Here is a 20,368-nt window from a genome sequence, read left to right as displayed (position 1 = left end):
CCGGTTCGCGCCCTGCCAACTCACCAACAGACACCTGCTCGGACAAGTCGACCTGAGGGTCTTGCCGTCGGCGGTCACGGTGGGCAGGGTGTCCGCTGAGGCGTGCCAAGGGCGCCGTGCCAGGGACTTACTTGATAATCGACAGGAGGAGGGCTCCTCTGGTTCTGCCGGAGGCCGCACGTCAGCGCGGCTGGGTCTCTGGGTGCCACCAGAGACCCGGCCGGGCGTGCGGGTGCTGAGGTGGGGCTGGCCGATCATGTGCCGGTCGGGCCCGCTTCGCGCAGGCAGCGACTGTGCCGTCCGGTGCCCCTCCTCGTCTGCGCCCGCGTTACCGCGTCGCGAACTGCGCCACACATCCACCTGTTCGGCCTGGCGGGCTGGTCGAAGGGAGAGATCGCGAGGCTGGTCAACCGGCGGGCGGCGGCCATGGGCCATCTGCAGCTGGCAATCGACACCGCGTGGGTGCGCGGGCGGACCGCCATGGGAGAGATCCCGCGCCGCAGGCGCTGGTGGCCCTGTTCACCGAGCGTCTCGGCCGTGTCGTGACCAGCGAGGACCTCGGGTCTGGTCCGGCACGGGCGTACGGGGAACCAGTAGGGCGGTGGGAGCGTGAAGCATCCCGACGGTGCGCCTCGGGTCGCAGGAGATCGAGGAACTCGAACGCTCCGTCGAGGTGTTTCGAGCCTGGGACGCCGCCAGTGGCTGCGGGCTCCAGCGCAGGCGGTGGTGGGACAGCTCAACGAGGTGGGCGGCTCCTCGGCTACCGGGTCCCGTGTCCAGCCGTTGCCCAGTCCTTCAACAGGCGCACTGTGCGTCCGACGTGTTCCTCGTGCAGGTAGTGCCCGGTGTCAGGCCAGTGTTCGACGCGGGAACCGGGGACACGCAGGGTGCCGCGTTCCCACTGGGCGGCTTGCGCCGAGGTCCATACGGTGAGCGCGGGCTGCGTGCGCCGGCGCAGATATGCCTCGCTGTGCGGGCGGACGCCGACCGCGCCGGAGTCGGTGTACATGCCGGCGTACGCCTGGGCGATGACGTGGTCCGGGGTGCCGAGCATGGTGCGGACATGTGCCGTGCGCAGTCCCACCGGAGCGCCTGCCGGGAAGGCGCCGGCGATGAACTCGGCCGCGGCGCGCGCCCCGCGCTTCCGGTACTCCGCCAGCCGGGCCGGAATCCCCTCGACTTCCGCCCCGTGCGCGCCGTGAGCCGGGTCGAGGGCGACGACCGAGCGGACGAGCTCCGGATGCCGTACCGCGAGCAGGTTGACGACCTGGCCGCCCATGGAGTGGCCCGCGGCGATCACCGGCCCGGTGCCCAGGTGCCGGAGCAGCGCGGCGAGGTCGTCTGCCATTTCCGTCGGTGTGTTGCCCTCGTCGGGGACGTCCGACCGGCCGTGCCCGCGCAGGTCGGGGACGATCACGCGGAACCGGTCGGCCAGCGTCTCGGCATGCGCGGACCACTCCCGGCCGTCGCCGCCCCAGCCGTGCACCAGGAGCAGCGGCACCGCGCGGTCGGATCCGAGAGCGGTGCAGAAGAGGTGGACGTGTTCCAGGTCGATGATCGTCATGCGGGGCCGTCCTGGGAGGTCCGGTACGTGGCGTAGGCGAAGTCCGCGTGGACACCGGCGCCGTCCAGGTCCTGCACCCACAGTCCCAGCATGGCGCCGGTGAAGCCGAGGACGCGCAACTGGCCGTCGTGGAACTCGTCGGCGTGCTCGTCGGACAGGACGGTGGCGTCGAGTTCGATCGGCAGCGCCTGGACTCCCCCGCCGGTGTCGTACGAGAAACGCAGGGCCGGCACGTCGAGTTCCGCGTGCAGGACGACCGGGCGTCCGGGCTCCAGCGGAACGGCCTGCTCGTGTGCGACGAGCCAGCCGGCCTCGCAGCTCAGTGCCCGCAGGACGGGGGAGCCGTCGTCCTCGGCGGTGACGTACAGGTAGTGCCAGTTGCGGGTGTTGTAGTAGGCCGTCAGACCGGCCAGGTGGTCGGGGGTGCGGGGTGAGAAGGTCAGGCTGGTCTCGAAGGAGCAGCGCGGGGCGGTCACCCGCCGGGCCAGCAGACTGGGCGTGCGGCGGCCCACCGGCGACTGGCCGCCCCGGATGCGCAGCCGCCCTGGGGCCGGTTCGATCCAGTCGCGGCCGGCAGGGCGGCGCAGCGTGGACCAGTCGGGGCCGAGGGCGGGAGCGTCGAGGCAGTCGTTCGCCGGTGGTTCGGTCACGGGCGCTGACGGCAGCGCGGGTGCCGGTACCGTCACGGCGGGTACGGCGCCGGGGATGCGGGGCCAGCCGTCGTCGGTCCAGTCCACCGGTTGCAGCGCGGTCTCCCGGCCGAGCACGCATCTGCCCCGCTCCGTGTGAGGGCGGGCGACGATGTGGGCGGCGTACCACTGGCCCCTCGCCGTCTCGACGAGGGAGCAGTGCCCGGCCTTCTGCAACTCAAGAGCCGGGTCGTGCCGGGACGTGAGCAGGGGGCCGGCCGGATCGGCTTCGTACGGGCCGAGCAGGTCGCGGGAGCGGGCCACGGCCGCGCCGTGTTCGTATCCGGTGCCGCCCTCCGCGTGCACCAGGTAGTACCAGCCGTCACGCCGGTAGAGATGCGGGCCCTCGGCGACGCCGACGGAAGTTCCGGTGGTGATGGTGCGGGGTTCGCCGAGCAGGGCCTGGGTCTTGCGGTCGTACTCCTGGATCTCGATCCCGGCGAATCCCTCGCGGTCCGGACGCCAGTCGAATCGCATGTTCAGCAGCCAGCTGCGGCCGTCGTCGTCGTGGAACAGGGACACATCGAAGCCCCGGCCGTGCAGCGGGACCGGGTCGGACCATGGTCCTTCGATCGAGGCGGCCGTGGTGACGTAGTTGGGGAGGTCCTTCCAGCCCTCCGCGTAGGTGTCGACGACAGTGAAGACGAGGTGGAACAGGCCGTCCGCGTACGACAGTCCGGGCGCCCAGATGCCGCCGGAGTCGGGGACGCCGGTGAGGTCGAGCAGGCGCGTGCTGTCCAGAACCCCGCCCAGCGACCGCCAGTCGACCAGGTCCCTGGAGTGGTGGATCCGGACGCCCGGGTACCACTCGAAGGTGGAGGTGGCGATGTAGAAGTCGTCGCCGACCCGGAGGATCGCGGGGTCGGGTTCGAAGCCGCGCAGGACGGGGTTGTGGATCACGGATCTCCGCTCAGAGGGTGAACAGCAGGGTGCCGAAGCCCACGTGGTCGCACTGGAAGGCCGCCCCCTCCGGGCGGATCCTCCCGATGGCCGCGTATGTCCAGGGGGCGGGCAGGCTGCGGCGTTTGACGTAGTGGTTGAAGGCCATCTCGTAGATCGGGCGCAGGTTGCCGCGCTCGATCGTGGAGAGGGAGTTGAACGTGAGCTTGCAGGAACCCCACACGGTGTACGGGACGTCGTTGCCGGTGTTGTACTTCGCCGTGTACTCGAAGCCGGCCAGCAGCCGGTTGGAGGAGGCGGAGTACAGGTCCTGGCCCTGGACCCAGGCGATCTCGCAGGCCTCGGCCATGCTGCCCAGGATGAGCTGGGTGTGGGCCTGGTCGCGGCCGCTGTCCACGCACTGGCCGGAGTCCCTGATCACCCGGCTGATCTTGCAGCAGTCGTGCAGGTAGAAGGCGTCGACGGCGGCGTTGTAGAGGGAGGTGTCGTTGCAGAACACTCCGAACGCCATCATCGCCTTGATGCAGTTGGTGCCCCAGCCCGCGTCGCCGAACGTCCTCACCAGGGGCACGAAGACGGATCTGAAGAGGTTCTCGGTCCGGGTGATCTCGGCCGCGGACCAGCTGCCCGAGGGGGCGGTGTACCGCATCAGCTCGGCTGCCGCCGCGAGTTTGAAACCGTAGATGGAGGCCGCGAGCTGGGCGTCCTTGCCGGTGATCGAGGTGAGGGTGGAGGACCATGCCTTGATGATCTGCAGCGCCTTGGTGGCGTGGGCGGTGGTGCCCGTCAGATTCCACATCAGGGCGTTCTGGTAGGCCGCGTTGCAGTCGTTCCAGAACTCCCAGTTGCCGATCTCGGTGGTGCCGCGGTCGATGGTCGTGAGCGGGCCCATCATGGCGTAGGTCGACTGCGAGTACGCGTTCGTCCTGAACACGTTCCAGCCGCTGAGCCAGGGCTCGGTGCCGGCCGCGATCCGGGTCTTCATCCGCTGGATGTCGGAGACCTTGTGCAGCACCCCGGGGTGGATGAAGGAGGTCAGTGCGTCCGCGGTCGGGATCGCGGCGAGCCCGGTGGCGGCCGCCGTGGTGCCCACGGCGGTGATTCGCAGGAAACGGCGGCGGCTCGGGGACGGGGGCATGGTGGGCTGTGACTCGGACATGCGTCTTCCTCTTTCACTCGACGTTGAGTGTCAGGGGTGGCGGATGAGGGGGGAGCCGAGCGTCGGCCCGGCTCCCCCGGGGCGGTCAGCCGGCCGCGCGCCGGCCTCGGTACAGCACGAGCGTGCTGCGCGGGCCGACCTTGGGACGCTCGCCGGCTCCGACGATCCCGCCGGTGGCGAGATCGCGGGCGGGCCCGAAGTCCTGGCGGGCGGGCAGGGTGTACGTCCGGTCGGTGCTGGTGTTCATGGCGATCAGGTAGTCGCCGTACTCGCACAGATAGAACGGCGCGCGTCCGACGAGCATGGTCTCCACGCCCTCGAAGTGGACACCGAGCGCCGGGTCCGGGACGTCCGCGGGGACCGGGGCCAGGTGGTAGACGTCACCGGCCAGGGACTGGTGCAGGGTGTCACCGGGCGGAGGGAAACCGCCGGGCGGGATGTGCCCGGCCCCGGGGTCGTTGATCGCGTAGTCCCACAGAATCCAGTCGTTGACCGTGTACGTGTCATCGGTGGCGCCCGCCGAACGCTGGCGGATCGTCGCGGAGCGCTGGTCGGTGGGGGTGAGGTGGTGGATGCGGGCGTAGTCGTTGACGCCCTGCCGGGCGCGCCAGTACAGGGAGGCGAAGAGGAGTTCCGTGCCGTTCTTCACGGCCAGCACGCCGTTCTCCTCGTCGGTGAAGACGAAGTCGGGCCGGTCCCAGGCGGTGGGGATGCGCCCCGGTCGGGACGGGAGGGCCTGGAAGGCGTCCCAGTCGCGGGAGACCAGGCGCAGCGCGGCGAGGCCGACGCGGGTCCAGGTGTGGTGGACGAGCAGATCGAGCTGCCGGTAGAACTGCCCGTCGTCGACCATCTCCTGGGTCCAGCCGACGATGTCCGGGTCCTTGAACACCACCGCCGACATCAGCGGGTGCGAGTCCCAGGCCGTACGGGAGGCGTAAGCGACCTCACCGGGGTAGACCTCGTTGCGCCAGCCGACGACCGTCTCGATGCGGGAGACGCGGGCGCCCGTCTCGTCGACGTCGACCACCCGGAACCGGCCCCGAGTCTTGATGATCTTCACCATCTGCTCGCGCAGCTCCGGCGCCTCCTTGCCCCGGTATCCGCGGGTGACCGACTCGTACATCATGACCAGCCAGTCGTGGACCTCGCCGTAGCTGCCCACGTACCCCAGTTCGCGGGTCAGACCGGCCCGGCTGACCTGGTGGTAGCTCTCGCCGAGCGGCTTGGTGGGGTTGCCGTCCTTGTCCTCCTTGCCGAGGTAGGGCTTCATGCCGAGCGACTGGTACAGGTAGTCGCGGGCCTTCTCCTCCGGCAGGGCAAGGTCAGGGGCGAGCAGGCCGAGGCCGCGGTTGGCCTGGTAGATGCCGATGGCGCAGATCTGCGACTGGTTGGTGTAGTGCGGGAAGTGCTGACGCCAGTAGTCCCGGCTCGACTTCAGCATGTCGACGTACGCGGCGCGCCGCACCGGCTGTTCGAGGGTGCCGGTGTCCGCGGGCGGGGTGACGGTCAGGTCGTCGAACCAGGCGGTGCCCGGGCCGCTCAGCCGGAGATGGAACTCCACCTGGGTGGCGCCGGCGGGCGTCTCCAGGTCGATGGAGACCTGCTCCCAGCCATGGGTGCCGGTGGTGGCGTACTGGCGGTGGTCGCTGCCGACGAGCTTGCCGCTCGCGTCGAAGAACAGCGGGTCGATGTGGGCGCCGGCGGCGGTGACCCCGTCGGTCTTGATCCAGGCGCTGTAGGTGTACTTCCCCTTGCCGACCTGGAGCTTCGCCGTGTTGTACGCCGTGACGAAACCGTTCGACGCGGTGGCCGCCAGTTTCAGCGACGCGGATCCGGAGCGGTTGACGGAGGTGTCCCGGGACCATGAGGCGTCGGCGGTCTTCCCCCAGCCCGGCACCTCCCAGCCGGAGGGGGTGGCGGTGCCCTGTTCGAAGCCGGGGTTGCGCAGCTCGGTGGGCCTGACCAGGTCGACGGAGTCGAACCAGGCCGTACCGGGGCCGGACAGGCGCAGGTGCATCTCCATCTGGGTGGCGCCGTCCGGGGTGTCCAGGTCTATGGAGACGTACTCCCAGCCATGGGTGCCGGTGGTGGCGTACTGCCGGTGGTCGCTGCCGACCAGCTTGCCGCTCGCGTCGAAGAACAGCGGGTCGATGTGGGCGCCCGTGCCCGTGACGCCGTCGGTCCGGATCCAGGCGCCGTAGGTGTACTTCCCCTTGCCCACACGAGTCTTGGGCGAGTTGTACACGGTGATGAAGCCGTTCCCCGCGCTCGCCGTCACCTTGAGCGAGGCGGAGCCCGACCGGGAGACGGTGGTGTCCCGCGCCCAGGAGGCGTCGGCGGTCTTCCCCCAGCCCGGCACCTCCCAGCCCATGGGCGTGTCGCCGCCCTCCTCGAAACCGGGGTTGGAGATCTCGTACGGCGAACCGGTCACCTTCTCGTCCAGGCGGTCGCCCAGGTGCTCCCAGAGCAGCGCCAGCACGAGCCCGACCCGGCCGAAGCCCTGCCACTGCTGGTCGGAGCCGGTCATCACGGTCGCGTCGTTCTTCCACGCCATGTACCGGCCGTCGAGCGCGCGCAGGACGCGGTCCAGCGCCGCCGGGTTCTGGTACGCGGGGCTGCCGGACCAGAGGTAGCCCTCGGCGAGCGACTGGAAGGCGAAGGCGTCCATGCCGGCGGGGTTGGCGCCGGTCAGGTAGTACTTCTGGTCCTTGGCAACACGTTGGCGCACCGCCTCCAGGACTTCGGGGCCCTCGACGGTACGGGCCTTCGGCACCGGCGCGGGGCCCTGCGCCTCGCCCTTGGGCGGGACGAAGTACGGCTCGGTGTGGGTGTAGAGGCGGTAGATGCCCCGCGACGGTGTGGTCATCTTGTAGTACAGCTGGTCGGCGTTCTGGCCGTAGGACCAGATGCGGCCCATCGAGCGGATCTCCAGCTTCACCTTCTTCCTGCCCCGGGTGAGCCGCTCCGGAAGCGGCAGAGTGTGGAAGAAGAACCGGCCCGGGGTACGCGGCGCGGTGTCCAGGATGTCGAGGCTGTCGACGGCTCCCTCGTCCTGGTAGCCGACCTGCTTGCCGTCGCAGAACATCTGCAGCCGCCACATGTTCCTGCCGGAGCCCGCCTGCCGCGAGGTGGGGTCGTAGTCGTCGCCCCACAGGCGAACGGTGACGTAGGTGGTGTCGGTCGGACTGACGGCTACGTCGAACGTCAGCGTGCCGCCCCAGTACGTGGCCGGTTCGGTGGGGTTGAGGACACGGGCCTTCTGGCCGAGGCCTCCGGTGACCGTGTCGGAGAGCGTGGCGGTGAGACCGTGCGCCGACTCGGAGCTCTCGTCGCCGAAGACGACGATGTCCAGGGGCTTGCAGACGGCCTGCTGGAAGGCGGCGTCCGGGGCCGGGGCCGCAGCGGCGGACGGGGAGTTCAGCAGGCCGAGGCCGGCCGCGGCGACGCCGGTGGTGCCGGCGTACTTGAGGACATCACGTCTTCTCGGTGCGTTGGGCACGGCTGATCCTTTACTTGAGGCTGCCCATGAGGATTCCGCTGCGCCAGTACTTCTGGAGCGCGAACATGAAGACCGCGAGCGGAACGATGGACAACAGGGACCCGGTAAGGACGAGGGTGTTCATGTCGCGGGCGGTCTGCGCCTGCTGGAGCCAGGAGTACAGCCCGAGGCTCACAGGGAACGTGCGCTCACCGGTGAGCATGAACAAGGGCAGGAAGAAGTTGTTCCAGATGTTGATGAACTCGAGCATGAAGATGGTGATGCCGCCGGTCCGCGTCAGCCGCAGCGCGACCGACCAGAAGATCCGCAGCTCCCCGGCGCCGTCGAGACGGGCCGCCTCCATCAGTTCGGTGGGGATGGAACTGTCCGCGTACACCTTGCCCAGGTAGACCCCGAACGGATTGATGAAGTACGGGATGAGTACCGACCAGATGGTGTTGGTCAGGCCGATCTCGGCGAAAACGAGGTACAGCGGGAAGGCCAGCAGGGTGCTCGGCAGCAGCGAGGCACCGACGATGACCGCGAAGAACGCGCCCCGGCCCCGGAAGTCGAACTTCGACAGCCCGTACCCGGCGGCGAGCGAGACCAGGGTGGAACCGGCCGCGCCGAGTGTCGAGTAGAGGATCGAGTTGCCGATCCAGCGGGTGAACACCCCGTCGTGGTAGGTCCAGATCTCCTGGACGTTGTCCGCCAGGTGGTTGGAGGAGAACCACAGCCCGAAGGTGGAGTACAGGTCCGTCTGGTTCTTGGTCGCGGAGACGATCAGGAACCACGTCGGGGCGAGTGAGTAGATCAGGAAGAGGACCAGCAGGCCGGTGGTGAGCGCCACCGCGCGGCGGTTGGGGCGCACGCCGCCCCCGGATGCGACAGCGCTCATGACATCTTCCTGTTCGTGACCCGGTAGAAAACAAAGGCGAGAATGCCCGTGACCACGGCCAGGACCAGGGACTCGGCGGCGGCGTACTGGTAGTCACCGGTCTTGAACGCCTTGTCGTAGATCTCCATCATCGGAGTGAAGTCGGTGTTGATCGACTCCGGCGCGATCTGCCGCAGCAGCAGCGGTTCGGCGAACAGCTGCAGTCGCCCGATGAGCGAGAACATGCCGGTCAGCACCAGGATCCCGGTGATGTTGGGAATCTTGACCGACCAGGCGATCCGCCATTCCCGGGCCCCGTCCAGCCTGGCCGCCTCGTACAGCTCACGGGGCAGCGCCTGCAGCGAGGCGGAGATAAGGATCATGTTGAAGCCGATCCCCTGCCAGGTCAGCACATTGCCCAGGGAGAGATAGGTGTTGAGGCCGCCGAAGAAGGTGATGTCCGTGCCGGCGCCGTGCGCGAGGTCGAGCAGCGGAGAGCCCGTCGGGCTGTAGAGAAACAGCCAGATCACGGTGGACACCACGGCGGGCACCACGTACGGGATGAGCAGTGCCGCGCGGAAGAACCGCACCGCGCGGGCGGCCACCCCGTCCAGGAGCAGGGCGAGCAGCAGCGACAGGCCCAGCATCACCGTGATCTGCGCCGCGCCGAACAGCAGCGTGCGCAGCATGCTCGACCAGAAGGCGTCGTCGCCGAGGATGGAGGCGAAGTTGGAGAAGCCGGTGAAGACGACCCGGGTCGGGCCGAAGCCGAGACCGCTGCTCTTCTTCTCGCGCAGGCTCTGGCTGAAGGCGTAGCCGATCGGCACGACGTACGTGGCCAGGAAGCCGAGCAGGAAGGGCAGTGCGAAAAGCAGTCCCTTGTGGGCTCCCCGGCTCCCGGCCCGGCGGGGGGAGGGCCGCCGGGCCGGGGAGTCGGTGGCGACCTCGGGGGGTCGCGTCAGGGTGGACACGGATGTCTCCAGAGGTGGGTCCTACAGAGGCGGGGCCTACAGGGGAGGTCAGCTGCCGGCGACGGCCTTGATGCCCTTGCGGTTGAGGTCGTCCACGGTCCACTTCTGCAGCGAGGTCAGCATGTCCTTGACCGTCAGCTGCTTCTTCATGACCTTGCCCCACTGCTTCTGCATCTCGGAGTACATCGCCGCGTAGTTCGGCCCGTACTGCCACTGCTCGCCGACCCGCGAGGCCGCCGTGGTGATCACCTGTGCGCCGTCCGACTTCCCGTTGAACATCCCGGTCGGGATGATCTTGTCGACGTACGGCGAGACGTCCTTGACCGCCGGGAACAGGCCGGACTTGGAGGCCGGGTCGGTGAGCGCGGTCAGCGACTCCTTGCTGCTGCTCAGCCAGGCGGCGAACTCGGCGGCGCGGTCGGGGTACTTGCAGCCCTTGAGGACGCCGGTGGTGTCGAAGTTGCTGGAGGTCTGCGGCTTGGCGGTGTCGAAGGCCGGCGAGTCGGCGAGCTGCCACTTGCCCTTGGACTTCGGGAAGTTGGTGTCGTAGATCGGCAGCTGCCAGGTCGACGTGGTCATCGCGATGGTCTTGCCGAGGTCCCAGGTCTTGAAGACCCCCGGGTCGGCGTACGACGCGTTGGAGGCGAGACCGTTGTCGACGAGCTGCTGGACGATGTCACCGGCCTTGAGCGCCTCGGGTGAGGTGAAGTTCACGACCCAGTGGTCGCCGTCGACCTTGTACCACTGGGCGCCGGCCTCCCAGGACAGGTCGACGAGCGTGCTCGGGTCCTCGCCCGCCATGTTGTAGATCTTGACGTTCCTGTCCTTCTCCTGGACCTTCTTGCCGGCGGCGATCAGGTCGTCCCAGGTCTTCGGGGCCTCGATCCCGTACTTCTGGAACAGGTCCGCGCGGTAGGCGGTGAACAGCGGCGCCGACCCCATCGGAATGCCGAAGGTGGTGCCGCCGGGGCTGACCGCGTTCCACGCGGCGACCGTGTACGCACCCTGGTACTTGGCCGCGACCTCGCTGATGTCGGTCAGCAGTCCGTCGGCGGCGAAGTTCGCCAGGTTCATCCCGTCCATCTTCGACAGGCAGGGCGCGGTGCCCGCGTTCACCGCGGCCCGCAGCTTCTGGTAGGCGGTGTCACCGGCGGCGTTGACGAACTTGATCTGCGTCTCGGGGTGCTCCTTGTTCCACACCTCGGTCTGCGCCTCGATGCCGTCCGTCCAGCTCCAGAACTCCAGCGTCACGTTGCCCTTCGTGGCCGCCGAGGTCTCGGAGCCGGAGTCGTCCGAGCAGGCGGTCAGCAGCAGGGAGAGAGAAGCGGCGGCCGCCACCGGGACGAGGACCCCGGGGCGGATACGGGACTTGGACATCGGTCCTCCACGAAAGGAACGGGACGGCGCCTGCACGTGAGGGAACGGCGCGGTCGGGGCGACGCGAGGGGAGAGAACGAATACCGCGCGGTGATGCAGTAACCGTTTGTTGCCGTGGACGGTACGGCCGAGGGAACCCGATCCACAAGAGGAGGCGCAGGATTGTTTCGCTCGACTTTCCACGACGTTGCCTATCGAGGCGCCTGACCATAGGAGTTCGCGTCACCTCGGGGCAGGTAGGCGGACTCTCTATGACGTACCCGTGTCGCTGAGCTGGTCATTGACCAAGGCTCTCTGGGGCTTCTAGCGTGGAATACGTTTACTGTGGCCCTCGGACTTGTCGCCCGCCGACCCCGGCACACCCTCCCCAGGAGCATCATGCATACGTCAGTGCCGCCGTTCGCCCTCTTCGCCATGAATCCGGTGCATCTGCCGGAACTCTTCCCGCCTCCGCTGCTGACCCGCCTCCAGCAACTGGCGCGGGTCGACCCCACGCTCGTCGCCCAGGACTTCTCCGATCCCGCCGTGGCCGAGGCCCTGGGCCGCGCCGAGGTACTGGTCACCGGCTGGGGCTGCCCGCACCTCGGCGCGGAGGTGCTGGCGGCGGCGCCGCGGCTGCGCGCCGTCCTGCACGCCGGCGGCAGCGTCCGCCACCTCGTGGGTGAGCCGTTCTGGGAGCGCGGCCTCACTCTCTCCAGCGCGGTGCAGGCCAACGCCCTGCCCGTGGCCGAGTACACGCTCGCCGCGATCCTGCTGGCCGGCAAGGACGCCTTCGGGCTTCGCGAACGCTTCCGGGCCGAGCACGTCCATCCCGCTCCGACGGAGTACGCGGCGGTCGGCAACCTCGGCCGCCGGGTCGGTCTGATCGGCGCCTCCCGGGTGGGCCGCCGGGTCCTGGAACTGCTGCGCCCCCTCGACCTGTCGGTCAGCCTCCACGACCCTTACGTCGACGCCGCCGAGGCCGCGGAGCTGGGCGCGGTCCCGCTGGACCTCGACGAGTTGCTGCGCACCAGTGACATCGTCAGCGTGCACGCCCCCGACATCCCGCAGACCCACCGCATGCTCAGCCGCGAGCGGCTGGCGCTCATCCCCGACGGCGGGGTCCTCATCAACACCTCACGGGGCGCCCTCATCGACCACACCGCGCTCACCGAGGAACTGGTGAACGGCCGGCTCAGCGCGATCCTGGACGTCACCGACCCCGAGCCGCTGCCCGCGGACTCCCCGCTCTACGGCCTCCCGAACGTGTTCCTCACACCCCACATCGCCGGCTCCCTGGGCAACGAACTGGCGCGCCTCGGCGGCACGGTGGTGACGGAACTGGAACGCATGACGTCGGGGCTGCCGCCTGCCCACCCGGTCCACCGGGCCGAACTGGCGATCAGCGCCTGAGAACTTCGACGCCTACCCGACGGCCGAGCACGACGCCCGCCCGCCGGGCTCCCGCAACGCCGATCCCGTCGCACCCCACCCAGCCCGTCCCTCTTCCCTTCGGAGACACCCTTGAACACCCCCCAGGCCGGCCCGGTCCACCCCTCCCCACGCGCCGTCTCACCCCTGCGTCCCGCCTCCGCGGCCCGCATCGAGGGCGGTTTCTGGGCCGAACGGCGCCGGGTCAACGCCCGGATCTCACTCGCCGAGGGCCCGGCGTGGCTGGAGCAGGCCGGTAACCTGGCCAACTTCCGTGCCGCCGCGGCCCTGCGCGCCGACGGCGCGGACACCCCGTCCGGCACGGGCTTCTCCGGCGACTTCCAGTTCCAGGACTCCGACGTCTACAAGTGGCTGGAAGCCGCCTGCTGGCAGCTCGCGGACACTCCCGACGAGACGCTCGCCACCGAGGTCGAAGCCATCGTCGAGCTGATCGCCGCCGCCCAGCGCGAGGACGGCTACCTCCAGACGTACTACCAGCTCGGCGGCGGCACCCCCTGGACCGAGCCGGGCTGGGGACACGAGCTGTACTGCGCGGGGCATCTGATCCAGGCCGCCGTGGCCCACCACCGGGCCACCGGCTCCGACCGGCTGCTGAACGTGGCCCGCCGACTCGCGGACCACATCGACTCCGTCTTCGGCCCCGGCAAGCAGGTGGACACCGTCTGCGGCCATCCGCAGGTGGAGACCGCCCTCGTCGAACTCCACCGGACGACCGATGAGAAGCGGTACCTCGACCTCGCCCGCTACTTCCTGGAACGCCGCGGCCACGGCACCCTCTCCTCCGGCGCCGACCGGGGCCACGACCGCGATCCGGGGCCCGAGTACTGGCAGGACCACACGCCGATCCGCACGGCCGACGAGGTCACCGGCCACGCCGTACGCCAGCTCTACCTCCTCGCCGGAGCCGCCGACCTGGCCGCGGAGACCGGCGACACGGAACTCCGCACGGCGCTGGAGCGGCTGTGGCGGGACATGGTCACGACCAAGACCTACCTCACCGGCGCCGTCGGCTCCCGGCACGACTGGGAGGCCTTCGGCGACGCCCACGAACTGCCCGCCGACCGCGCCTACGCCGAGACCTGCGCCGCCATCGCCTCCGTCCACTTCTCCTGGCGCATGGCCCTGCTCACCGGCGAGGCCCGCTACTCCGACCTCGTCGAGCGCACCCTGTTCAACGGCTTCCTCGCGGGCGCCGGTCTCGACGGCCGCACCTGGCTGTACGTCAACCCGCTTCATCGACGGGCCCGTTCACACGAACGCCCCGGCGACCAGACCGCCCACCGCACCCCCTGGTTCCGCTGCGCGTGCTGCCCGCCCAACGTCATGCGCCTGCTCGCCGGGCTCCCGCACTACCTGGCCACGGCCGACGACAGCGGTCTGCAGCTGCACCAGTACGCCACCGGCGTTTACGGCGGCGACGGCCTCACCGTGCGGGTCACCACGGAGTATCCGTGGGAGGGCACGGTGACCGTCACCGTCGACGAGGCTCCCGCCACCCTGCCGCGCACGCTCTCCCTACGCCTGCCGGCGTGGTGCGCCGACCACACCCTGACCGTCAACGGCACCCTCGTCGAAGATGGGGCCGACTCCAGCTGGCTGCGCATCACCCGCGCGTTCACCCCCGGCGACACCGTCCGCCTCGACCTCGCGATGCCGGCCCGGCTCACTGTCCCTTCCTCGCGCGTCGACGCTGTCCGGGGCTGCGCCGCCGTCGAACGCGGCCCGCTGGTCTACTGCCTGGAGCAGACCGACCAGCCGGGGCGCCTGGACCCGGACGCGATCGCTGTGGCGCCGGACACGCCACTGACCGTGCGCAGCCGCCCCGAACTGCTCGGCGGGGTGCGAACGGTGAGTGTCGCGGGGAACCGCCTCCGTGCCGACGATGCGTCCGGCGACTGGCCCTACCTGCCGTACGCGTCGGCGACTTCCGGCGCGCCCCAGGAGAGCGTCGAGCTGACGGCGGTGCCGTACTACGCCTGGGCCAACCGCGAGCCGGGCGCCATGCGGGTCTGGCTGCCGCTGGCCGCCCGCGGATAGACGTCGGTGCGGTCACCATGCCCCGGCAGTAATCGTTTACTGAAATTCGCGAACCGGTCGCCCCCATCCGGTGTCCACGAGGGTGCACGGTGCAGTAACGTCAAGGTGTGACAGCGAATGGAAACGGTTCTCCCACAACGCCCGCCTCCCCGGCTTCCAGGCGTCGACGCAAGAACCAGGCAGGTGGAGAGCGCCCCAGCACGATTCGCGATGTCGCCGAACGGGCGGGGGTGTCGGTAGCAACCGTTTCCAGGGCACTGGCCGGCAACTATCCCGTGTCGGCCGCCACCCGGGAGCGCATCATGGCTGCCGTGGAGTCGCTGCACTATGTGGTGAACGTCCATGCCAAAGCCCTCTCCGGGCGGGTGGCCGGTCCCGTCGCCCTGGTCCTGCGGGACATCACCGGGCCGTCGCTGGCCCATGTCGCCGCCGGGGTCGAGCAGGAGGCGGCCCTGCGGGGCCGGCTGAGCCTGGTCTGCGCCACTCACGGAGACACCGCCCGCGAGGACGACCTGGTGCAGTTGATGCGCGAGCAGCACGCGGCCGCAGTGCTCCTCGTCGGCGGGGCAACGCAGGACGAGGCCTACTTCCAGCGCATGACCGAGTACGCACGCGCCCTGGACGCCGCCGGGTCACGTCTGGTCCTGGTCGGCCGCCCGCCCCTGCCCGGGGATCACCCGGTCACCGTCGTGGACTACGACAACCGCGGAGGCGCCTTCCAGGCCGCAGACCATCTGTTCGTCCAGGGCCACCGGCGCGTCCTCTTCCTGGGCGGCGACCCACAGTTCAGTACGGGGGAACAACGGAGGGAGGGCTACCTCCACGCCCTGCGCGCGCACGGCGTGGAGTACGCAGAAGAGCTGTACGTCCCCGGTTCGTACACCCGCGTCTCCGGCTACCAGCGCACGAGGGACGCGCTGAAGGCGGGGGTCGACTTCACGGGCGTCCTCGCGGGGACGGACATGGTGGCCCTCGGTGCGTTGGCCGCTCTCCGCGACGCCGGCCTGCACGTCCCCCGGGACGTCTCCCTGGTGGGCTTCGACGACGTTCCCTTCGCCGCGGACCTGACCCCGTCGCTCACGTCGGTACGGGTGCCGTACGAGGATCTCGGCAGAACAGCGGTCCGGCTCGCCCTGGAACGCAGCGAACGCATCAGCGGCGACGACCATGTCGTCCTGAGTACGCAACTGGTGATCCGTCAGTCCGTACGCCGCCCGCGTCCGTAAGGCCGGTGAGGCTCCTCGTCCGTTCGGCCGCGAACCCTGGCCGAACGGGAACCACGCCGCAGTTCCACTTTCGGGACACGCCCCAGGTCGAGGCCGAGGTTCTCAGCCGAGAGTCCAGTTGACGGTGTCGGTGTAGGTGGAGCCGTTGATGGTCGCGGTCACCACCACCGTGTTCAGCCCCGGCCTCAGGGTGACACCCGTCCACCGGAAGATGTGGTCGTTGCTGGTCACGGTTCCCAGGGAGGTGCCGTTGAGGGTGGCGGTGACGCTACCGGCGTTGGAGTAGACCTTGAGCTCGGTGGCGGCATCGGTGCGCTGGGTCCAGCGACGGCTGGTGATGTAGAGGGTCGGGGTGCTCGCCCAGTTGGCCTTGTACCAGTAGAAGGCGTCCTTGCGGATCTGCCGGTCGCGGGTGACCAGGCCCTTGTCGTTGATGCCGGGCTGGCCCCCCTCGTTGCGGCCGTCGGAGGGGAAGTCGAACATGGCCCAGACGAACGTGCCCCAGATGAAGGGACGGTCGGCGAGCTGCTTCCAGGCCGCTTCGTGGAACAGCGACTGGTACTCCTCGGGGTGCCAGGATCCGCCCGGAGCCGGCTTCGGCGGGTTGAGTTGGTGCTGGGTGGTGCTGGCGCCGACGCCGTACTCCGACATGGCGATCCTGCGCGAGGGGGAGTTCGCGTGAAGGTTGTCGGCCCAGGCACCGAGGTCGCCGTCCTTGGAGCCGTAGTACCAGCCGTAGTACTTGTTGAAGCCCACCGTCTGCGTGTGCAGGCCCGCCTGCGCGTTGTCGGGGTCCTCGCCGCGCACGGCGTAGGTGGAGAGGCGGTCCGGGTCCTCGGCTTCGACGATGTCGGCCAGTGACGCGAGCAGCTTGTTCGTGGCGGTGCCGTTGTAGTCGATCTGCTCGTTGCCGATGCCCCAGAAGGCGATCGAGGGGTGGTTGTAGTTCTGCCGGATCAGTTCCCGCAGCTGGTTCTGGGTGCTGGTGGTGAAGGCGGCCGAGTCGGTGACGAGGTCGACCAGGGGGATCTCCGCCCACACGACCATTCCGCGTTCGTCGGCGAGGTTGTAGTCCTTCTGGTCGTGCTGGTAGTGCGCCATCCGGACGGCGTTGGCGCCGATCTCGCCGATGAGGTCGAAGTCCTGGGTGTGATCGGCGTCGGATATCGCCCAGCCCTTGCCGGCCCGGTCCTGGTGCAGGTTGACGCCGTGCAGGTGGAGGTGGCTGCCGTTGAGGCGGAAGCCCGTGTCGGCGTCGACGGCGATGGAGCGAAGACCCAGACGTTCGGTCACCACGTCCGTGATCTTGTCCCCGCCCCCGGTGACGTCATGGATCTCGACACTGGCGTTGTGGAGGTAGGGATCCGCCACGCCGTTCCACAGGTGCGGGTTGCTGATGTGGAGAGTCTGCTGCACCTCCGTGCCGGTGGCCGCGGGGACGGTCCGCGCGGTGCTGCTCGTCTCCGCGACGATGGTCCCGCTCTTGTCCGCGATGACGCTGCGCACGACCACCGATCTGGTGGTGGTGCTGTCGTTCCACAGCTTCGTCGTGACGGTCACCGTGGCCGCGGCCGCGGTCACGTTGCTCTGCCGCAGGTAGACGCCGGGGCCCGCGTAGTCCGTCATCCGGACGTGGAGGTCGTCGACAGCCCACAGGCTCACGTTGCGGTAGATGCCGCCCTGGAAGGTGTAGTCCGCGCTCAACGGGGCGATGGTGGTGTCACGGGCGTTGGTCACCTTCACCGCGATCACGTTGTCGCCGCCCGGGACGAGCGCGGCCGTGGCGTCGAACCGGAAGCGGGAGTACCCGCCCTGGTGCTGCCCGAGGTACGTGCCGTTGACCCAGACGTCGGCGACCTGGTTGACACCGGCGAACTGCAGGTACAGCCGCTTCCCGCCCAGTTCGGACGGCACGGTGTAATGGCGGCGATACCAGCCCACTCCGCGGTAGTAGTTGTTGCCGCCGTCGGCACCGTCGACCGCGTTCCAGGTGTGGGGCGTGTTGACCGACGTCCATCCGGAGTCATTGAATCCGGGCGCCTGCGCGCCTGCGACGTCCGATCTGATGAATCGCCACCCGTTGTTGAGGTAGATCCAGACACGGGGATCAGGTGCGGTGTACGTCGTGGCGGCGGCCGCGGAACCGGCGAGCGGGATCCCGGCCAGCGAGGCCAGTACTCCCGCAGCCGGCCCGCCGAGCACCTGTCTGCGGCTGGCCAAACCTGTCATGTCAGAACTCACTTCCGTGGAGTCGGAGCAGGAAATTTTCTTGGCGCGGCGTTGCGCCTACGCCCGTGGCCGGCCGCGCGCGGCACCCGGATCGGGCTGACGGCCCGCCTCAAGCAGCCGAGAGAAGTGCCTCGGTCCCACCTCGCGTCCTGCCGGCGGCGGCGCGCCGGCAGGCGCGGCCGTCGGTCACGTGGAAGCCGGTCGGGGTCGCATAGGGATTGCCTCCTGGTGACCACACGGCCGACCGACACACGGAGCAACCCCGGATGTCTCACCCACCGTTCGGTTCGCGCGTCGCCTCGCGGACGACTGCGACGCCTCCCTCGGGGACGGTGACAGAGCCCACGACCGGTTTGCCTGTGAGGAGTTCGACCCCTTCGGCGGGGATCTCGGCGCCGTGGCCGGCATGGTCGATCAGGAAGAGGTAGTCGGCCTCGGTGCCCCGCCGCCTCACCACCTCGACGCCGGCTGGTACGTCGTGCTCCGGGCGTACTCCGGCCTCCTCGCAGATGCGCTCCAGGACGGCGGCCAGGGTGCTGGTGTCCGGGTGGGTGGCGAGGTACCAGGCGGTGCCACTGCCGTACGCGTGGCGGGTGATGGCCGGGACACCGGCCAGCAGTCCGTCGGCGTACGTGGCGACGGCATCCGCTCCGGTGAGCCGGAGGCGTTCGGTCCACAGGTCGGCGGTCGCCTCCTGCGGGACCTGGCCGCCCAGGCCGACCGACTGTCCGGGCAGCAGGGGGAACGGCTCGTCGCCGTGCACCCCGAGGACCTTCCGGAAGGCGCCCGGGTAACCGCCCAGGCGTACGTGGCAGTTCTCGTCCACCGCGCCGCTGTGGAAACCCACGGCGAGGGTGCCGCCATGCTCGACGAACGCCGCCAGGTTGGTCGCTCCCGCGTCGTCGACCAGGTACAGGCTGGGGGCGAGGACGAGCTGGTAGCGGTCGAGGTCCGGGGTGTCGGGACGTACGAAGTCGACCGCCACGCCGGCCTTCCACAGCGGCGTGTACCAGTCCCTCACCAGGTTCTGGAAGCGGAGTTCGCTGCTGGGCTGGGAGGGCAGCTCCATGGCCCAGCGGGCGTTCCAGTCCCAGACGATGGCGACCTTGGCGGGGCTGGTGCTGCCGCCTACTTCGGCGAGGGCCCGCAGATCGGCTCCGAGCTGCCTGACGTCCTGCCAGATCTGGCTGTCGGTGCCCGCGTGCGGCAGCATCGCCGAGTGCCACTGCTCGGCGCCCGCCTTCGCGGCGCGCCACTGGAAGTAGGCGATGCCGTCGGCGCCGTGCGCGACGTGGGCGAGTGCGTTGCGGCGCATCTCGCCGGGCCGCTTGGCCCGGTTGACGGGCTGCCAGTTGATGGCTCCCGTGGAGTGTTCCATCAGCAGCCAGGGCCGCCCGCCGGCCAGGGAGCGGACCAGGTCGCCGCAGAGCGCGATGTCGATCTCCGACTCCGGGTCGGTGGCGAGCAGGTAGTGGTCGTTGGAGACGAGGTCCAGCTCGGGAGCCCAGCGCCAGTAGTCCATGGCGTCGAAGTTGTGCATCACCATGAAGTTGGTGGTGGCGGGGATGTGCGGGGCGGCTCGGCGGAGCACGTCGCGTTCGGCGGTGAACAGCGACAGCAGTTCGTCCGAGCAGAAGCGGCGCCAGTCCAGCCGGTGGGTCGGGTTGGGGTCGGCGCCGGTGGCGCGGGGCGGGATGATCTCGTCCCAGTCGTAGTACCACTGGCTCCAGAAGGTGGTGCCCCAGGCGTGGTTGAGCGCGTCCAGGTCGTTGCCGTACCTCGCCTTCAGCCAGCGCCGGAAGGCGGCCGCGCTGGTGTCGCAGAAGCATTCCGCGTTGTGGCAGCCGTACTCGTTGTGGACGTGCCACATGGCGACGGCCGGGTGGTCGGCGTACCGCTCGGCCAGCGCACCCGCGATACGCAGCGCGGCCGTGCGGTACGCCGGGCTGGACGGGCAGAAGGTCTGGCGGCTCCCGTACGACAGCGTGCGGCCGTCGCGGTCGACCGGCAGTGCCTCGGGGTGGGCGCGGAAGAACCAGGCGGGCGGAGCGGCGGTCGGGGTGGCGAGGTCGGCGGCGATGCCGTTCTCGTGGAGGAGATCGAGGATCTTGTCCATGCGGGAGAAGTCGTAGATGCCCTCCGCGGGCTCCATCAAGGCCCAGGAGAAGATGCCGACGCTGACCATGGTCACCCCGGCCTCGCGCATCAGGACCATGTCCTCGGCCCACACCTCCTCGGGCCACTGTTCGGGGTTGTAGTCGCCGCCGTAGGCGATGCCGGGCAGGCGGAGACGGCGTTCGGTGGTCACTGGTGGTACTCCGGGAGGTGTGGGGAACGAGTGGAGGCGTGCTTCAGCCCTTGTTGGCGCCGAGCGTGAGGCCGCTGACGAACTGGCGCTGGAGCACGAAGTAGACGATCAGGGTGGGGATC

Annotated in this window: 12 protein-coding genes and 1 pseudogene; 4 read left to right on the top strand and 9 right to left on the bottom strand. The window is 69.6% G+C overall.

Annotated features, from left to right (window positions below; genetic code table 11):
• Window positions 1–354 precede the first annotated feature (354 nt).
• Window positions 355–762: pseudogene (locus tag ALMP_RS29330) on the top strand (hypothetical protein); the annotation flags it as partial.
• Here ALMP_RS29330 and ALMP_RS29325 read toward each other — a convergent pair.
• The 7 genes from ALMP_RS29325 to ALMP_RS29295 form a co-directional block, all read right to left on the bottom strand.
• A complete protein-coding gene (locus tag ALMP_RS29325; RefSeq protein ID WP_264933698.1) occupies window positions 761–1,564 on the bottom strand; it encodes an alpha/beta fold hydrolase in 804 nt (267 codons plus the stop codon). The pseudogene ALMP_RS29330 and the gene ALMP_RS29325 sit on opposite strands and share 2 nt — an antisense overlap.
• Window positions 1,561–3,153, bottom strand: coding sequence for a glycoside hydrolase family 43 protein (locus ALMP_RS29320; RefSeq protein ID WP_264933697.1), 1,593 nt, complete (start codon window positions 3,151–3,153; stop codon window positions 1,561–1,563). Before ALMP_RS29320 ends, ALMP_RS29325 begins: the two co-directional genes overlap by 4 nt.
• A 10-nt stretch (window positions 3,154–3,163) precedes the next feature.
• A complete protein-coding gene (locus tag ALMP_RS29315) occupies window positions 3,164–4,312 on the bottom strand; it encodes an alginate lyase family protein (RefSeq protein ID WP_264933696.1) in 1,149 nt (382 codons plus the stop codon).
• Window positions 4,313–4,397: 85 nt separating this feature from the next.
• Window positions 4,398–7,811: a Tat pathway signal sequence domain protein gene (locus ALMP_RS29310; RefSeq protein WP_264933694.1), complete on the bottom strand. Its 3,414-nt coding sequence runs from the start codon at window positions 7,809–7,811 to the stop codon at window positions 4,398–4,400.
• A 10-nt stretch (window positions 7,812–7,821) separates the two neighbouring features.
• Window positions 7,822–8,688 (bottom strand): carbohydrate ABC transporter permease, encoded by an 867-nt coding sequence (locus ALMP_RS29305; RefSeq protein ID WP_264933692.1) that lies wholly within the window; start codon window positions 8,686–8,688, stop codon window positions 7,822–7,824.
• Window positions 8,685–9,638, bottom strand: coding sequence for a carbohydrate ABC transporter permease (locus tag ALMP_RS29300; protein ID WP_264933690.1), 954 nt, complete (start codon window positions 9,636–9,638; stop codon window positions 8,685–8,687). Before ALMP_RS29300 ends, ALMP_RS29305 begins: the two co-directional genes overlap by 4 nt.
• Before the next feature lie 48 nt (window positions 9,639–9,686).
• Window positions 9,687–11,015: an ABC transporter substrate-binding protein gene (locus tag ALMP_RS29295; protein ID WP_264933688.1), complete on the bottom strand. Its 1,329-nt coding sequence runs from the start codon at window positions 11,013–11,015 to the stop codon at window positions 9,687–9,689.
• A 378-nt stretch (window positions 11,016–11,393) separates the two neighbouring features.
• On the opposite strand from ALMP_RS29295, the gene ALMP_RS29290 reads away from it, so the two are divergent.
• From ALMP_RS29290 to ALMP_RS29280, 3 genes are all read left to right on the top strand, one after another.
• A complete protein-coding gene (locus ALMP_RS29290; protein WP_264933686.1) occupies window positions 11,394–12,407 on the top strand; it encodes a hydroxyacid dehydrogenase in 1,014 nt (337 codons plus the stop codon).
• Window positions 12,408–12,518: 111 nt separating this feature from the next.
• Complete coding sequence (locus ALMP_RS29285) at window positions 12,519–14,483, top strand: glycoside hydrolase family 127 protein (RefSeq protein WP_264933684.1); 1,965 nt, start codon at window positions 12,519–12,521, stop codon at window positions 14,481–14,483.
• Window positions 14,484–14,590: 107 nt separating this feature from the next.
• Window positions 14,591–15,709, top strand: a complete 1,119-nt coding sequence (locus ALMP_RS29280; protein WP_375803547.1) for a LacI family DNA-binding transcriptional regulator — start codon at window positions 14,591–14,593, stop codon at window positions 15,707–15,709.
• A gap of 102 nt (window positions 15,710–15,811) precedes the next feature.
• Here the strand turns inward: ALMP_RS29280 and ALMP_RS29275 are convergent, their stop codons facing one another.
• Window positions 15,812–17,938, bottom strand: a complete 2,127-nt coding sequence (locus ALMP_RS29275; protein WP_264933683.1) for a glycoside hydrolase family 2 protein — start codon at window positions 17,936–17,938, stop codon at window positions 15,812–15,814.
• A gap of 271 nt (window positions 17,939–18,209) precedes the next feature.
• On the bottom strand, window positions 18,210–20,246 hold the full coding sequence (locus ALMP_RS29270; RefSeq protein WP_264933681.1) for a beta-galactosidase: 2,037 nt from the start codon (window positions 20,244–20,246) through the stop codon (window positions 18,210–18,212).
• Window positions 20,247–20,368: the final 122 nt, after the last annotated feature.

Source organism: Streptomyces sp. A012304 (assembly GCF_026008495.1).
In the GTDB taxonomy this organism is placed as follows: domain Bacteria; phylum Actinomycetota; class Actinomycetes; order Streptomycetales; family Streptomycetaceae; genus Streptomyces.
This window is presented reverse-complemented; position numbering and strand designations above follow the sequence as displayed.

Coding starts and splice junctions, on each gene's coding strand:
- ALMP_RS29325 (WP_264933698.1), bottom strand. CDS start 1,564: ATGACGATCATCGACCTGGAACACGTCCACCTCTTCTGCACCGCTCTC.
- ALMP_RS29315 (WP_264933696.1), bottom strand. CDS start 4,312: ATGTCCGAGTCACAGCCCACCATGCCCCCGTCCCCGAGCCGCCGCCGT.
- ALMP_RS29305 (WP_264933692.1), bottom strand. CDS start 8,688: ATGAGCGCTGTCGCATCCGGGGGCGGCGTGCGCCCCAACCGCCGCGCG.
- ALMP_RS29295 (WP_264933688.1), bottom strand. CDS start 11,015: ATGTCCAAGTCCCGTATCCGCCCCGGGGTCCTCGTCCCGGTGGCGGCC.
- ALMP_RS29290 (WP_264933686.1), top strand. CDS start 11,394: ATGCATACGTCAGTGCCGCCGTTCGCCCTCTTCGCCATGAATCCGGTG.
- ALMP_RS29275 (WP_264933683.1), bottom strand. CDS start 17,938: ATGACAGGTTTGGCCAGCCGCAGACAGGTGCTCGGCGGGCCGGCTGCG.